Source organism: Mycobacterium sp. ACS4331 (assembly GCF_001667265.1).
Classification (GTDB): Bacteria; Actinomycetota; Actinomycetes; order Mycobacteriales; family Mycobacteriaceae; genus Mycobacterium.
The window spans coordinates 49,610-64,241 of the sequence record NZ_LZHW01000032.1 but is presented as its reverse complement, the minus strand read 5'-3'; the positions used below and the strand labels follow the sequence as shown (position 1 = coordinate 64,241).

Sequence of the window (14,632 nt, the reverse complement as noted above, 5' to 3'; positions counted from 1 at the left end):
AGACACAGTATCAGCACGTGTTCCATTGCACTGTTGAGGGCGATCATGGCATCCACTGCCCTCCTGACACCGAGATCAACTGTCCCGTGACGTGTTTGGCGGCATCCGAACACAGGAAGGCGACGGTGTCGGCGATGTCCTTCGGGTCGCCGAGGGCGCCCGTGAGTGTGGACTGGCGCATCGCGTCGAGTTCGGCATCGGACTTCTTGGACAGCAGCCATGGAGTGGCGGTGGTTCCCACGACCACCGTGTTCACCCGGACGCCACGGGGTCCGAGCTGCACCGCCATCAGCCGGCTGAGCCCCTCGACACCGGCTTTGGCGGCCGCATAGGCGGGCGGGCCGGTGCGCACGCCGTGTGCGGACACCGAGCTGATGTTGACGATCGCGCCGCCACCGGCGTCGACCATCTGGCGCGCCGCCACCTGCGCCATGATGAAGGTGCCCGTGAGGTTGACGGCCAGGATGCGGTCCCAGTCGTCGTCGGTCTGATCGAGAAACGTTGCGGGCAGAGTCATCCCAGCGTTGTTGACCAGTGTCCTGATCGGACCGTGTTCGCTGGCCAGCTCGGCCAGTTCGCGTTCGACGGCGTTCCGGTCGGTGATGGACAGCTCCACGGGCACAACCCATCCCGCCCGCGCGGACTCGGTCTCCCGGGTGCGTGCGATCGCCTTGGCGTTGACATCGACGACAGCCACGCGATGGTTCGCCGCCACGAGTTCGGCGACGATGGCCTCACCGATGCCCCGTGCGCCGCCTGTGACGACGGCCAGCCGCCGTTCACCCGACACGACGGCTCCGTTCTGCTCTGATGAGGCGCTCAATCCTGGTGATCGACGGGTGGAGCAGCTGGACTGCCTCCGCCATCGATGCGACCAGGTCACCGGCCCCGTCGCCGGCCACCCAGGTGTCGATCGCGGCGCGGTTGGCTCCGTTGACGACACTGACCGCGAGACGTGGGCGCAGGTCGGTGCCGGGGTCGGTGCCCAATCGGCGCGCGGCCTCCTCTGTCATCTTCTCGATCCAGTCGTCGTTGATGCGCAGTCGGGTGGCACGCAGGGCGGGATGACGCGCGTAGAACCGGGCGCGCACGAGAAAGATCCCGGGTTGGGAGCTGATGGCCTCCGCCACAGACGCGGACGCCTCGGCCAGCGCGCCCCAGAGCGACCCCGACGTGGAGGCCCGGAACCTGCGCGTCGCCTCATCGAGGCGGTCGACGTAGCCGTCGAACAGGATGTCCTCCTTGGCTGCGAAGTGGTGGAAGAACGTGCGCGGCGAAACTCCGGCGCGTGCCGAGATCTGTTCCACCGTGGTCGATTCGTAACCATCGGCCTCGAACAGGTCGATGGCGGCGGCGATCAGGGCCCCTCGGTTGCGCTGGCCCCGCACTCGGCGCTGGTCCACGGTCGTCATCCCGCCGGGGTCGCGGTGTCGGAGGACGTCACGGTCGCGGTGCCGGAGGACAGGGCGACGCTGCCCCCCTGGCAGGTGCGGAACCGCACGCGGTCGGCGCTGCGCCACACTTCAGTGCGAAGCGGGGTGCCCAGCACGACCGGCTTGGCGAAGCGGCAGCTGATCGACCGCAACGTCGACGGGTCTCCGTTGCCGATGCTGTTCACCAGTGCGCGCGCCGCGAAACCGAACGTGCACAACCCGTGGAGGAACACATCGTCGAAGCCGGCCTTGCGCGCGGCGGCCGGGTCGATGTGCAGCGGGTTGCGATCACCGCTCAGTCGATAGATCGCCGCCTGCTCGGGCCGCACCTCGTCGTCGACGACGACGTCGGGGGAGGTGTCGGGATCCTCGCCGGCGGCGGGCCCGCGCTCGCCGCCGAATCCGCCGCCACCGAGCACCATCGTCTGGCCGACGGCGACGAACACCTCTCCGTCTGCGTCCGTGCCCCGCGTCGTCACCTCGACCGATGCGTGCCTGCCCTTGTCCCAGATCGCGGTGACCTCACCGGTCACCGTCACCTCACCGCGGGCTTCCAATGGGCGCGACACGACCAGCGACTGCCCGCCGTGCACGATCGGATGGGAACCGAGGCCGAGAGTGGCCCTGAGGTCCTTGACCGCCCACCAGTTGGCAAGGAGGGCGAACGTGGGCAGGACTGCGGGGCCGTGCTTTTCGTCGAGGAGCGTCAGTTCAGCGGGCGGACGGGCGCCCACGCCGAGCGCGTAGAGCAGCACGTCGGTCTCCGTCCACGCGAACGTCGTCGGTTCGAGTGCGGTGCCCACGGCTTCGGTGGTGAGGGGCAACGAAACCTCCAGGATCATCTGTTGAACAGTTTGACGATATATGTTCGATCGTGCAATATAGTCGCAGTAACTGCAAATAGTTCTTCCAGGAGCTTCGACATGAAGTTTGGCGTGTTCATCCTCGGCGACAAGCCGAACCACCTCACCGACCAGCAGGTTCTCGCCAACGTCCTGGAGGAGGCGCGGTGGGCCGAAGAGCTCGGTTACGACCAGGTCTGGCTGGCCGAGCATCACTTCTCGCCCTACGGGATGCTTGCCGACCTCCCCCTGATTGCCGCGGCGATCGCCGCGCAGACCGAGCGCATCCGCATCGGCACGGCGTGCATGGTCAGCCCGTTCCACGAACCGATACAGCTGGCCGAGCGCATCGCGATGGTCGATGTGCTCTCCGGTGGTCGCTTCGACGCCGGCTTCGGCAGGGGCTATCAGGCCCATGAGTTCAAGGGTTTCGGCATTCCGATGGATGAGGCCACCGGCCGGTATCAGGAGTGCCTGGAGATCGTGAACCTGCTGCTGACCCAGGAGAACGTGAGCTACGAGGGAAAGTATTTCCAGATCGAGGACGTCACCATATACCCGCGACCCGTTCAGCGGCCGATACCGGTGTGGGGCACGGTGATGAAGACCCCGTCGAGTTTCGAATGGCTGGCGGACAAGGGATTCGGGGCCATCATCGGCAACCCCTACACCGTTGACCCGGATCTGCAGGGCGCGCTCGACATCTACTTGGAGACGCAGTCCAAGAAGGGCCTCGAGGCCGCCACGGAGAACGTGTGGGCGCTGCTGAACGCCTTCTGCCACCACGACGACGCGTTCGCGCGCAGCTACCCGAGGGACAGCGTCGAACTGTCCATCGAGACGCACCGCAAATACTCCAACCCCTTCGAACGCGGCGGTGACATCCCGGCGGACTACAAGGCGTACTCGGACTGGTTCGAGAAGCACGACAAGCAGAGCTATGAACAGGTGCTGAACTCCCATCTGACGCTGATGGGGGACCCCGACCGCATCCTCGGCAAGATGCAGACGGTGATCGACATGGGCTGGCGCAACATCATGCTGCGCATGTCGCGCGGCGGCGCGATGGATCGAACCAAGGTGTACGAGTCGATGAAACTCTTCGCCGAAGAGGTGATCCCGGCGACGGCCGCGCTGGTGGCGGCCCCGGCTTGAGCGACCATCTCGCCGACCGGCTCCGGACCGTGCTCACCCTCGATCCGGATGCGCCCGCGATCGAGTCGGAGGGGGTGTGGACCGACTGGCGTGCGGTGCATGCGATCGCCACGGGCGTCGAACAGCGGCTCGGCGCAGCGGGACTGGGACGGGGTGCGCCCATCGGTGTGGTGCTGCGCAACCAGCCGGCCCTGGTGGCCGCGCTCATCGGGGTCCTCCTGTCGGGAGCGACCGTGGTGACCGTCAACGCCGCTCACGGAGACGCGGGGTTGAGCGCGGACATCGCCGAACTGAGGCTCGCGGCCGTCATCGCCGTCGAGGAGGACTGGAAGCGCCCGGGTGTCGAGCGGGCCGCGGCGGGCGCGCTGGGCCTGGTGGTCGCAGACGCGCCGCCCGAGGTGTCCCTGCGGCCCGGCCTGACCGCGCCGGGGCCGGGCCCGTTCCGGTGCGAGCCCGACGGTGTCGCAGTCGAGATGCTGACCAGCGGCACCACCGGTCCGCCGAAGCGGATCCCGTTGTCCTACCGTGATTTCGAGAACACGGTGGCTGCCGCCGGCGCGCACTACTCGGGATCGGTGGACACGACACCGCGACTGCGTACGGGGGTGGCGATCGTGAGCTCGCCGCTGGTGCACATGTCCGGGCTGTTCCGCACCCTCTTGAACATCTGTGAGGGCCGCAGGATCGCGCTGCTCGAGCGGTTCCGCGTGATGGATTTCGTCGACCTGGTGCAACGTCATCAACCCCGTGCGGTGAGCCTGGTGCCGTCGGCTCTGGCGATGATCCTCGACGCCGACGTCGATCCGGCGGCGTTCGCCAGCGTGCAGGTTGTGACATCGGGGACCGCGCACCTGCCGGTGGCCGTTCAGGAGGCGTTCGAACAGCGATACGACGTCGCGGTCCTGCCGTCCTATGGCGCAACCGAGTTCGCCGGCGGTGTGGCCGGCTGGAACCTCGAGCTGCACCGGACGTGGGCGAAGGCGAAGCGCGGCAGTGTGGGCAGGCCCCAGCGGGGTCGCGAGATCCGCATCGTGTCAACCGATGACGACACCGAGTGTGGTCCCGGCCAGCAGGGCCGCATCGAGGTGCGCACCAGGGGCGGTGAGTGGGTGCGCACCACCGACCTCGGCCGTGTCGACGACGACGGTTTCGTGTATGTCGACGGTCGCACCGACGACGTGATCGTCCGCGGCGGGTTCAAGGTCGCCCCAGCCGACATCGTGGCGGCGCTGCGTGATCATCCAGCCGTGCGTGACGCCGGGGTGACGGGGATGCCCGATCAGCGGCTGGGAGCGGTCCCGGTGGCGGCGGTGGAACTGGCCAACGGCAGCACCGTGGAAGCCGGGGAACTGTTGGAGTACCTGCGCGAGCGGGTGCCGCGCTACCAGGTGCCCGCGCGATTGATCGTGGTCGATGAGTTGCCGCGCACGCCGTCGCTGAAGGTGAGTCAGCCGGGACTGCGTGCACTGTTCAGTGAGGAGGTCAGCCGGTGACGGGTGTCAGAGGTTCCGCCGCCGTTGTCGGGGTCGCCGACGAGGTGTCCCCCGAGGGGATCATCGACGTGCCACTGCGGGAGCTGGAGGCCAGGGTGATCCGCGCGGCACTCGCCGACGCAGGATTGACGCTGCGCGATGTCGACGGCCTGTGCACCTGCACCGGCGGCACCCTGATGCACTCTGTCGAACTCGCCGAATATCTCGGGATCACACCGCGATTCACTGACGCCACCCAGACCGGCGGCGCAAGTTACGGGCTGTACGTCGAGCACGCCGCTGCGGCGATCGCCGCGGGCCTGGCCGAAACCGTCGTGATCGTGTACGCCTCCACCCCGCGCGCCGCGCGCAGGCGGGGCGAGAAGGGACTCGGGGTGTTCGCGACGCCGGAGCGCCTCGAGTGGGAGACGCCGTTCGGTGTGATGTTGCCGATCAGCGCCTACGCGCTCGCGGCGAATCGGCATATGGCCGAGTTCGGCACCACCCCCGAACAGTTGGCCCAGATCGCGGTCGACACACGCACCTGGGCCGCTCGCAATCCCAGGGCCCACCTGCGTGATCCGATCACCGTCGATGATGTTCTGAATTCGGGGTATCTGGCCGAACCGGTGCATAAGCTCGAGTGCTGCCTCGTGACGGACGGCGCCGGCGCCATCGTCGTGACCAGTGCTCAGCGGGCGCGGACTCTGGCGAAGCCCCCGGTCTTCGTGCTCGGGGCGGCGTCGGCAGCTTCGCACGCGATGATCTCGCAGATGCCCGACCTCACCGTCACCCCCGGTGCGATCTCCGGACCCGCGGCGTTCGCCGCCGCCGGAGTCACGCCCGACGACGTGGACGTCGTGCAGCTGTACGACTCGTTCACCATCACCGTTCTGCTCGCACTGGAGGACCTCGGGTTCTGCAAGAAGGGCGAAGGCGGGCCGTTTGTCGGCGGCGGTGCTCTCGCCCCGGGAGGAGAGTTGCCCGGCCAGACGACGGGTGGGGGGCTTGCGTACACCCATCCCGGCGCGTTCGGGGCGTTCCTGCTGGTCGAGGCGACTCGTCAGCTGCGCGGCGAGGGAGGTGGCCGCCAGGTGGCGGATGCCCAGATCGCGCTGGCCCACGGCACCGGCGGCGTGCTGTCGGCCACGTCGACGGTGATCCTCGGAACGGAGGCGACGCTGTGACCTCGACCGAACCCGTCATCCCCGTCCCCGAGCCCACCGCGGTGTCGGCGCCGTTCTGGGCCGCCACCGCAGATCGTGAACTGCACATGCAGCGATGTGCCGCGTGCGCTCGGCTGGTCTGGTACCCGCGTTTCGTCTGTCCGCACTGCGGTCATGACGAACTGTGCTGGGAGCGCTTGTCGGGGCGGGGCGTGGTGTACGCGGTGAGCGTGCATCATCGCCCGGCGTTGCCGGCACTCGCGGACAAGGTGCCGTACTCCGTGGTGCTGGTGGATCTCGAGGAGGGGGCCAGGATCATGTCCAACGTCTTCGGTCGGCCGCCGGCCGTCGGCGATGCTGTCCGGCTGGCGTGGACGGCGCTGCCCGACGGCCGGAATCTGCCGACGTTCGAGCCCGCATGAGCGGGCCCACCGAGCTTCATCGGCGTCGCGAAGAACTCGTGCTGCGGCATATTGCGGCCGAGAACGAACGGGACCTCGAGGCGATCATGGCCACCTTCACCCGTCCTCGGTACGAGATCGTCCCCACCGCAATGATCTTTGATGGGGATGAGGCGGTGCGGCAGATGATCCTGCGGCAGTGGGAGGAGTTGCCGAGGCTGCAGTACACGGCCGAGGGCATCTTCCATTCAGCCGATGGACTGGTCGTCGAAACCAGGACGACGTGTCCCGGCACCGCCTTCGACATGCTCAGCGTCAACCTGTTCGGCTTCGACGGCGACGGACTGATCCTGGAGCGGTGCTATTTCGACCGGATGCTGTTCTCCGCGGAACTCGAGAAGTTAGGCTCGATGAACGATTGAACAAATATCGTCATATTGTAGGTTTGGCCTGCAGGACCGTCGAGGAGTGTTGATGTCGACCCAGTTGGACACCGAACCGTCGTCGCCGACGGGGGACAGCGCACTGGCCCTGTACCGGTTGATGAGCAGGGTCCACCACGGCGACAAACGCGTTCGGAAGGCCCTCTCCTCGGGCGAAGCGGCCATGAGCTACTGGCCGGTGGACGGCCATGAGGCCATGTCGGCGGGCGCGATGCTCGCACTCGCCGACGATGACCAGCTCGTCACCACCTACCGTGGACTCGGGGACGTGCTCGCCAAGGGGATCGACCCGCGCGGCTACTTCGCCGAGATCCTGGGGCGCAGCGACGGGCTGTCGCGGGGCAAGGCCGGTGCGATGGGCATCTACGATCCCGACCACGGCATCGCCTGGACAACGGGCATTGTCGGTGCGGGCCCACTCATCGCCAACGGCATCGCACTGGCGGCCGACCGCCGGAACAGCGGTCAGGTTGTGCTGGTCAGTTTCGGCGACGGTGCCACCAGCATCGGATACGTCCATGAGGCGATGAACATGGCGGCGCTGTGGTCACTGCCGGTGATCTTCTTCTGCCAGAACAACTCCTGGGCCGAGGGGACGGCGTATCAGCGCTACACGCGCACGGAACGGCTGTCGGACCGTGCCGCCGGTTACGGGATGCCGGGCGTGACGGTGGACGGCACCGACCCGTACCTGGTGTATCAGGCGGTCACCGCCGCCGTCGAGCGTGCCCGTTCGGGCCGGGGCCCGTCCTTCATCGAGGCTGTCGCATACCGGTTGCAGGGCCATTACTTCGGTGATGCGATGGCGTACGCCGATCAGGAGGAGCTGGCCGCCAAACGGGCCGACCCACCGTTCGCGCGTTTTCGACGACGGTTGATCGAGGACGGTACCGCGACCGAAGACGCCCTGGCCGCCATCGATGCCGACATCGCATCGGAACTGGACGAGGCCTTCGGCGCCGCGGTCGCCTCGCTGCCCCCCGATGCCACCGAACTCAGCACAGACGTGTTCGCAGGCAACGGGTCTCACCTCGCGGCTGGTGCGCAGGCGCGGACCGGTCTGCCGCCCGGGGACACCGAGGAGATGGGTTTGGTGCAGGCTGTGCACCGGACCCTGGACAGGGCGATGGCCGCGGATGACTCGATCATCCTTCTCGGTGAGGACATCGGTGACCGCTCGGGTGGCGGCATGTTCAAAGTCACCGCCGGGTTGTCGGCCAAATACGGCGAGGACCGCGTCCTCGACACGCCGATCGCCGAGTCTTCGATCATCGGTGCCGCCATCGGTGCCTCGCTCGGTGGTCTCCGGCCCGTGGCGGAACTGATGTTCATGGACTTCCTCGGGGTGGCGATGGATCAGATCGCCAATCACGCGGCCAAGGTGCGGTACATGTCCGGCGGACGCACGGGTGCCCCGCTGGTGATCCGCACGATGGTGGGAATGGCTGCGGGGCCGCAGCATTCGCAGGCCTTCGAGGCGTGGGCCATGCACACCCCAGGATTGAAGGTCGTGTGGCCCAGTACCGCGGCCGACGCTGCGGGCCTGCTGAACACCTGCCTGACCGACGACGATCCGTGTCTGTTCATCGAATCGATGAAGCTCTACTACGGCGGCGGCAAGGGGCCGGTTCCGGTGGCGGACTACGCCATCCCGCTCGGCCAGGCCGATGTCAAACGGCAGGGCTCCGACGTCACGGTGGTGACCTACGGAGTGATGGTGCACTCCGCACTGCAGGCGGCCGACGAGCTCGCAGCCGAGGGGATTTCGGTTGAGGTGGTGGATCTGCGCACGTTGGTGCCGCTGGATCTCGGCACGGTCCTCGATTCGGTGCGCAGGACCACACGTTTGGTGGTGGCGCACGAGTCGGTCGGTTTCTGCGGGCCCGGTGCCGAGATCGCCGCTGCGGTGGGGACGGAACTGTTCGGCGTGTTGACTGCGCCCATTCAGCGTGTGGCGGGCACGTACACCCCGGTGCCCCGAGCGGCGACCTTGGAAGCGGCATGCCGGCCCGGTGCCGCTGCGTTGGTGGACGCGATCAGGAGGATCAAGTGACTGAGGTTCGGCTCCCCAAACCCGGCGATGCGATCACCGAGGCGGAGATCACGGAGTTGCTCGTCGAGGACGGCGCCACGGTCAGTGAAGGCGATCCGCTGTATTCCATCGCCACCGACAAGGTGGAGATGGACATCGAGGCCCCCGCGTCGGGCACGGTGTCCTGGAAGGTCGACGAGGGGCGAACCTACGACATCGGCGTGCTCGTCGCGGTGATCTCGTGACGGCACTGCCCACCCGCGTCGACCTCGACGCGGGTGAACTGTCGGCGACGATCTCGGGTGATGTGCTGACGGTGACGATCAACCGTCCCGAGAAGCGCAATGCGCTGACGGCGGACGGATATCACGGGATCAAGAAGGCCGCGATGATCGTGGCCGACGAGCCCGCCCTGAGCTTCCTGGTGATCACCGGAACCGATGACGTGTTCTGCGCGGGCGGGGACATGAACGCCGTCGGCAATCCGGACCGCCGGTGGGATGCATTCACCGAGGCCTACGACGGGACGCCGTTCGAGACGCTCGGCAGGATTCCCAAGATCGTCGTCTGTGCGGTCAACGGGCTGGCACTCGGAGGCGGCCTCGTCATGACGCTGTACGCCGATCTGGTGATCGCCTCCGATCGAGCCCGGATGCGGGTGCCCGACCTCACCCGAGGGGTGTACGAGGCATTTGTGGCGGCACGCATTCCCCAGCGCATCGGCACTCTGCGGGCGAATCATCTGATCTACGGCAATGACTGGATCGACGCCGCCGAAGCCGAACGGCTCGGACTCGTCGGCAGGGTGGTGCCGCACGATGATCTCGCCACCGAAACCGCGGCGCTTCTCGACCGGGTGCGAAACACCGGACCCGCGGCACGGGCGGCCATGAAACGGGAGATGGCCCGCGCGCTTCCCGCCGTCGACGTCTCGGGCTACTGGGCGTCGGTGGGCACCGCGGAGCAGATCGAGGCGTTCACCGCCTTCCTACAGAAGAGACCACCGGACTGGCCCACAGCGTCTGATCGTGAGGCATTCGTCTCCACGCGACGCCCGTCCTGGATCCCGAAATCCGACCTGCCCGAAGGGACCGAAACCTCTTGATCACCACGAAATTCACCGAATCGTTCGGCATCGAGGCCCCCATTGTCCAGGGTGGCATGCAGTGGGTGGGGCGGGCGGAACTGGCCGCTGCGGTGTCCGATGCGGGCGGACTGGGTTTGATCACCGCGTTGACGCAGCCGACCCCCGCGGATCTGGCGAACGAGATCGCCCGTGCGCGTGACCTGACCGACAAGCCATTCGGCGTCAACCTGACGATCCTGCCGACGATCAACCCGCCGCCGTATGACGAATACCGTCAGGTCATCGTCGACTCGGGTGTCAAGATCGTCGAGACCGCCGGATCGAATCCGGCGCCGCACCTGCCGATGTTCCACGACAACGGCATCAAGGTGCTGCACAAGTGCACCTCGGTGCGCCACGCCGTGAAGGCGCAGAGCCTCGGGGTGGACGGCATCAGCATCGACGGCTTCGAGTGCGCGGGCCACCCAGGCGAGGACGACATTCCGGGACTGGTGCTGATCCCCGCGGCGGCCAAGGAGATCGAGATCCCGATGATCGCCTCCGGCGGATTCGCCGACGGAGGTGGACTCGTGGCGGCACTGGCCCTCGGCGCGGACGGAATCAACATGGGTTCCCGCTTCATGTGCACGGTCGAATCGCCCATCCATCAGAACGTGAAGGAGGCGATCGTCGCAGGTGACGAGTTGGGCACGGAGTTGATCTTCCGCACCCTGCGCAACACCGGCCGGGTCGCCAGCAACACGGTCTCCAGAGAAGTCGTCGAAATCCTGAACAGCGGGGGGCAGTTCGAGGACATCGCGCATCTGGTGGCGGGCAAGCGGGGCGTCAAGGTCTACGAGACCGGCGACCTGGAGGCCGGCATCTGGTGGATCGGTACCGCAATGGGTCTGATCGACGACATCCCGACGGCCGGTGAGGTCGTCACCCGCATCGTGGCGGATGCCGAACGGATCATCGCGGAACGACTCGCAGGCGCCATCCGATGACCGAACTTCCCTGTGGCACTGCCGAGGTGACCGGGTGTGACGAGATTCTGGTGGCCAGCGACGGCCCCGTTCGCATCGTCACGTTGAACAACCCCGGAAACGCCAACGCGGTCAACAACCGCATGCACGGCGCATTCGCTCGACTGTGGAGCACGCTGGGAGAGGATGCGGACGCGCGTGCGGTTCTGCTGACGGGAACCGGTGACTTCTTCTCCGCGGGAGGTGATCTCGTCGAATGGCTGCACACCCACGTCGAGAATCCGGTGACCCGCCGCGAGGGGATGCGCGACGCTCGCCGCATCGTCCGAGACATGATCGACTTCCCGCTGCCGATCGTGGCCGCCGTGAACGGCCCGGCCGTCGGATTCGGCTGCAGTATCGCGGTGTTGAGCGACATCGTGTTGATGTCGGACCGGGCGTTCTTCGCAGACACGCATGTGGCGAGCGGATTGGTCGCCGGCGACGGGGGATCGGTCCTGTGGCCGCTGTTGATGAGCCTGCTCAAAGCCAAGGAGTACCTCCTGCTCGGAGAACGGATCAAGGCGGACAAGGCCGTCGAACTGGGGCTGGCCAATCGGGTGGTGGCGCATGCGGACATCAAGGCGGAGGGACTCGCACTGGCGCACAGGCTGGCGGCGTTGCCCGCTCGGGCCGTGCAGGACACCAAGCGCACCCTGAACCTGCATGCGGAGCGCGCGGTGACGGCGATCCTCGAGTACGGAATCTCGGCAGAGACCGAGTGCTTCACCACGCCGGAACACCGCGCGGCGATCGACAAGTTCCTCGATCGATAGGGGACCGAGGTGTCCGAAGAGCCGATGGTCCTCGTCGAGGACCATGACGGGATCGCTCTGATCCTGCTGAACCGTCCGGCCCAACGCAACTCGTTGCGGTACGAATCCTGGACCGAGCTGTCGGTCGCGCTCTCCAGCGCTGAGGGTGCCCGTGGCATCGTCCTTGCCGGCAACGGCGGATTCTTCAGCGCCGGAGGTGACCTGAAAACCGGTCCAGCACATGGTGACGGCCCGATGGGGCCGGCCGGCAGGGTCGAACACGCGCAGGCGGTCATGGCGACGTTGCGCCAGGTGCCGGTTCCGACGATCGCTGCCGTCGAGGGGGCGGCAGTCGGTCTCGGGTGGAGCCTCACGCTGGCCTGTGACCTGGTGGTCGCGGCGCGCGACGTGTTCTTCTCGGCGCCGTTCGTGGCGCGCGCGGTCGTTCCCGACGGCGGTCTAGCCTGGCGGTTGACCCAGCAGCTGGGCAGGCACCGCGCGTCGTCGTTGCTGCTGCGCGGCAACAGGTTGCCTGCCGACGAGGCATTCAGGTTGGGACTGGTGACCGCGGTCGCCGAGCCCGGCGCAGCGGTCGACGAGGCACTCGCGGTGGCTCATGAACTCGCCGCGGCCGACCCCGGTGCGGTGGAGTTGACCAAGCGCCTCATCTCGTCGGTCGAGTCGGCAGCGCTGGCGTCCTTTCATCCGCTGGAGCTCGCCGTGGCGACCGTCGCGCAACAGCGTTCTGCCGCCGCCCAAGGGCGTGCCGAGTTCGGTTAGCGTGGAAGTCCCAGTCCGGCAGTCGATATCAGGTCGCGTTGAATCTCACTGGTGCCGCCGCCGATCGTGTGCAGCAGTGACAACAACAGGCCCTCGGAGAAGTGGCCGTGCAGAACCGCATCCGGGTCGTCGGGCAGCAGGGCGCCGGCCGGGCCCAGGATCTGGGCGCCAAGCTGGCGCAATTGCGCGGTGAGTTCGGAGTGGTAGAGCTTCGACAGCGATGGCAGCGCGGGATCGAGTCGTCCAGCGGACTGTTGATGCGCAACACGGTAGGACAGTGCACGGCCGACCTCGACGCGTTCGACCATGCGGGCCAGGGCCATCCGGTTGGCGGGGTCGGCCAGCGGATCGTGTGACGTCCCGCGCTGATCGAGGCACCAGTCGGTGAGCTCGTCGAGGTAACGCTGTGCCTGCGCGGCACGCGTCACGTTGGAGCGCTCGGCGACGAGGAGGGCTTTGGCGACGGTCCACCCCTCACCCTCGCGTCCGACCAGGTTGGCTGCCGGAACCCGGACGCCGTCGAAGAACTCCTCGGCGAAGGTGGGGTAGCCCGTCATCGAGCGGATCGGTCTGCGGGTGATGCCGGGGGATTCGAGATCGACCAGGAAGAACGAGATGCCGGCCTGTCGCCTCTCGCCGCGCGGTGAAGTCCGGGCAAGGACGAAGATCCAGTCGGCCAACACGCCGTTGCTGGTCCAGGTCTTCTGCCCGTCGAGGATGTAGTCGTCGCCGTCGCGCCGCGCCGTCATCCGCAGAGACGCGAGGTCTGAGCCCGCCTCTGGTTCGGAATAGCCCTGCGCCCACATCCGCTCGGACCGTGCGATCTTGGGCAGGTGCTCGGCCTGCTGTTCGGGAGTTCCGAAGCGGAACAGCACCGGAGCGAGCATGTTGACGCCGTTGGTGTTGACCATCGGTGCTCCGGCATACGCGAGTTCTTCCCGAATGACGACCTGCTCGACCACGCCGAGACCGCCACCTCCGAACTCCGTCGGCCAATGCGGCACAAACCACCCCTGCTGGTGCAGCAGGCGGCAGAAGTCGACGGCGCGCTCGTGCGCGTCCCGGGGCAGATAGTCGGGATTAGCCGCGGTGCGACGAAACTCGTCGGGCAGATGGTCATCGAGCCAGGACCGCAGGAGCGTTCGCAGCCGGTCGACCTCAGACCCGCCGCCGAACCGGACGATGGGCGCCAGCGGCACAGTCAGACCCGGTCGGCCGGCATGGCGGCCTTCTGCATCAGTGCGGCCATGTATTCCTGGAACTCCCTGGAACCCGTCACCACCGCCTGCAGGTCGTTGCTCGCCTGCTGGTGGGTCCGGAACCCCATGTTCTCCCACGCCCGCAGGATTCCGGCCTTCGTCGCCTGGAGCGTGATCAGCGGCGCCTGCGCGATCCGTGCGGCGAGCTTCTCGACCTCTTCTTCGAGCTGCTCGCGCGGCACCACGCGGTTCACCAGACCGAACTCGAGGGCCTGCTCGGCGGTGATCTTCTGCGCGGTGTACAGGTACTCGGCGGCGCGCTTGTAGTTCATGAACACCCAGGGTTCGAACATCGTCTCCGAGCCGGGCAGGCCGAAACCGGGTACCAGCGGCATCTGGAACCACGCATCATCGCTGCAGACGGTGATCTCGGGAATCAACGCCCAGGTGGTGCCGCCACCGATCGCGTACCCGTGCACCTGGGAGATGACCGGCTTGGGAAACTCCCAGAGTTTGAGCACCGGCCAGAGGAACAGCTGGGCTGCCGAGCGCCAAACCTTGCCTGCGGCTTCGATTTCCGCCTTGAATTCGGGGTAGCTCCCATCGGGGATGTGGCCCGAACAGAACCCCTTGCCATTGGCCTTGATGATGACGACCTTGATGTCGTAGTCGTACTGCGCATCGTCGAGTGCTTCATTGACGCTGTGCACCATCTCCGAGGTCTGGGCGTTGGCGCGGTCTGGATTGTTCAGGATGATCCGAGCGATCGCGCCGTCCTTCTCATAGATGACGTGGTCAAGTTCGCGCGTTTCCACCCGTGATCCTCCTCGGTGTGATGGCTCTGGCGTCTGCATGTTAGCGCA

The 14,632-nt window shown here is 67.0% G+C and carries 16 protein-coding genes; 11 read left to right on the top strand and 5 right to left on the bottom strand.

Going from position 1 to position 14,632, the window contains the following annotated elements; genetic code table 11:
- Positions 1-43: 43 nt before the first annotated feature.
- Genes A5727_RS09370 through A5727_RS09360 form a run of 3 tightly spaced genes read right to left on the bottom strand, consistent with a single transcriptional unit; the run spans position 44 to position 2,275 of the window.
- On the bottom strand, positions 44-790 hold the full coding sequence (locus tag A5727_RS09370; RefSeq protein ID WP_068248073.1) for an SDR family NAD(P)-dependent oxidoreductase: 747 nt from the start codon (positions 788-790) through the stop codon (positions 44-46).
- Positions 780-1,412: a TetR/AcrR family transcriptional regulator gene (locus A5727_RS09365; RefSeq protein WP_231992009.1), complete on the bottom strand. Its 633-nt coding sequence runs from the start codon at positions 1,410-1,412 to the stop codon at positions 780-782. Before A5727_RS09365 ends, A5727_RS09370 begins: the two co-directional genes overlap by 11 nt.
- Positions 1,409-2,275 carry a MaoC/PaaZ C-terminal domain-containing protein gene (locus A5727_RS09360; protein WP_082949704.1) on the bottom strand — a complete coding sequence of 289 codons (867 nt, stop codon included), beginning with the start codon at positions 2,273-2,275 and terminating at the stop codon, positions 1,409-1,411. Before A5727_RS09360 ends, A5727_RS09365 begins: the two co-directional genes overlap by 4 nt.
- Positions 2,276-2,356: 81 nt before the next feature.
- Between A5727_RS09360 and A5727_RS09355 the strand changes: the two genes are divergently transcribed.
- The 11 genes from A5727_RS09355 to A5727_RS09305 are packed head-to-tail and all read left to right on the top strand — an operon-like array spanning position 2,357 to position 12,570.
- The gene (locus A5727_RS09355) at positions 2,357-3,430 is read left to right on the top strand and encodes an LLM class flavin-dependent oxidoreductase (protein WP_068248070.1); all 1,074 of its coding nucleotides are present in this window, start codon (positions 2,357-2,359) and stop codon (positions 3,428-3,430) included.
- Positions 3,427-4,923, top strand: a complete 1,497-nt coding sequence (locus A5727_RS09350; protein ID WP_231992008.1) for a class I adenylate-forming enzyme family protein — start codon at positions 3,427-3,429, stop codon at positions 4,921-4,923. Before A5727_RS09355 ends, A5727_RS09350 begins: the two co-directional genes overlap by 4 nt.
- Complete coding sequence (locus tag A5727_RS09345) at positions 4,920-6,089, top strand: acetyl-CoA acetyltransferase (RefSeq protein WP_068248068.1); 1,170 nt, start codon at positions 4,920-4,922, stop codon at positions 6,087-6,089. The genes A5727_RS09350 and A5727_RS09345 overlap by 4 nt, the downstream gene beginning before the upstream one ends.
- A complete protein-coding gene (locus tag A5727_RS09340) occupies positions 6,086-6,490 on the top strand; it encodes a Zn-ribbon domain-containing OB-fold protein (protein WP_082949703.1) in 405 nt (134 codons plus the stop codon). The genes A5727_RS09345 and A5727_RS09340 overlap by 4 nt, the downstream gene beginning before the upstream one ends.
- Positions 6,487-6,891, top strand: coding sequence for a nuclear transport factor 2 family protein (locus A5727_RS09335; RefSeq protein ID WP_068248066.1), 405 nt, complete (start codon positions 6,487-6,489; stop codon positions 6,889-6,891). The genes A5727_RS09340 and A5727_RS09335 overlap by 4 nt, the downstream gene beginning before the upstream one ends.
- Positions 6,892-6,943: 52 nt before the next feature.
- Entirely contained in the window at positions 6,944-8,965 is a 2,022-nt protein-coding gene (locus A5727_RS09330) for an alpha-ketoacid dehydrogenase subunit alpha/beta (RefSeq protein WP_068248143.1), read from the top strand.
- Positions 8,962-9,189 carry a biotin/lipoyl-containing protein gene (locus tag A5727_RS09325; RefSeq protein WP_231992007.1) on the top strand — a complete coding sequence of 76 codons (228 nt, stop codon included), beginning with the start codon at positions 8,962-8,964 and terminating at the stop codon, positions 9,187-9,189. Before A5727_RS09330 ends, A5727_RS09325 begins: the two co-directional genes overlap by 4 nt.
- A complete protein-coding gene (locus tag A5727_RS09320; RefSeq protein ID WP_068248064.1) occupies positions 9,186-10,049 on the top strand; it encodes an enoyl-CoA hydratase/isomerase family protein in 864 nt (287 codons plus the stop codon). Before A5727_RS09325 ends, A5727_RS09320 begins: the two co-directional genes overlap by 4 nt.
- Entirely contained in the window at positions 10,046-11,017 is a 972-nt protein-coding gene (locus A5727_RS09315) for an NAD(P)H-dependent flavin oxidoreductase (protein WP_197507629.1), read from the top strand. The genes A5727_RS09320 and A5727_RS09315 overlap by 4 nt, the downstream gene beginning before the upstream one ends.
- Positions 11,014-11,811 carry an enoyl-CoA hydratase/isomerase family protein gene (locus A5727_RS09310; RefSeq protein ID WP_068248058.1) on the top strand — a complete coding sequence of 266 codons (798 nt, stop codon included), beginning with the start codon at positions 11,014-11,016 and terminating at the stop codon, positions 11,809-11,811. Before A5727_RS09315 ends, A5727_RS09310 begins: the two co-directional genes overlap by 4 nt.
- 9 nt (positions 11,812-11,820) lie before the next feature.
- Positions 11,821-12,570: an enoyl-CoA hydratase/isomerase family protein gene (locus tag A5727_RS09305; protein WP_231992006.1), complete on the top strand. Its 750-nt coding sequence runs from the start codon at positions 11,821-11,823 to the stop codon at positions 12,568-12,570.
- Here A5727_RS09305 and A5727_RS09300 read toward each other — a convergent pair.
- Positions 12,567-13,769: an acyl-CoA dehydrogenase family protein gene (locus A5727_RS09300; protein WP_068248054.1), complete on the bottom strand. Its 1,203-nt coding sequence runs from the start codon at positions 13,767-13,769 to the stop codon at positions 12,567-12,569. The genes A5727_RS09305 and A5727_RS09300 overlap by 4 nt on opposite strands.
- A 2-nt stretch (positions 13,770-13,771) precedes the next feature.
- A complete protein-coding gene (locus A5727_RS09295) occupies positions 13,772-14,623 on the bottom strand; it encodes an enoyl-CoA hydratase/isomerase family protein (RefSeq protein ID WP_197507628.1) in 852 nt (283 codons plus the stop codon).
- Positions 14,624-14,632: the final 9 nt, after the last annotated feature.

Excerpts from the sequence above, each read along its gene's own strand:
- A5727_RS09365 (WP_231992009.1), bottom strand. The coding sequence starts at position 1,412 with ATGACGACCGTGGACCAGCGCCGAGTGCGGGGCCAGCGCAACCGAGGG.
- A5727_RS09360 (WP_082949704.1), bottom strand. The coding sequence starts at position 2,275 with ATGATCCTGGAGGTTTCGTTGCCCCTCACCACCGAAGCCGTGGGCACC.
- A5727_RS09355 (WP_068248070.1), top strand. The coding sequence starts at position 2,357 with ATGAAGTTTGGCGTGTTCATCCTCGGCGACAAGCCGAACCACCTCACC.
- A5727_RS09335 (WP_068248066.1), top strand. The coding sequence starts at position 6,487 with ATGAGCGGGCCCACCGAGCTTCATCGGCGTCGCGAAGAACTCGTGCTG.
- A5727_RS09330 (WP_068248143.1), top strand. The coding sequence starts at position 6,944 with ATGTCGACCCAGTTGGACACCGAACCGTCGTCGCCGACGGGGGACAGC.
- A5727_RS09310 (WP_068248058.1), top strand. The coding sequence starts at position 11,014 with ATGACCGAACTTCCCTGTGGCACTGCCGAGGTGACCGGGTGTGACGAG.
- A5727_RS09295 (WP_197507628.1), bottom strand. The coding sequence starts at position 14,623 with ATGCAGACGCCAGAGCCATCACACCGAGGAGGATCACGGGTGGAAACG.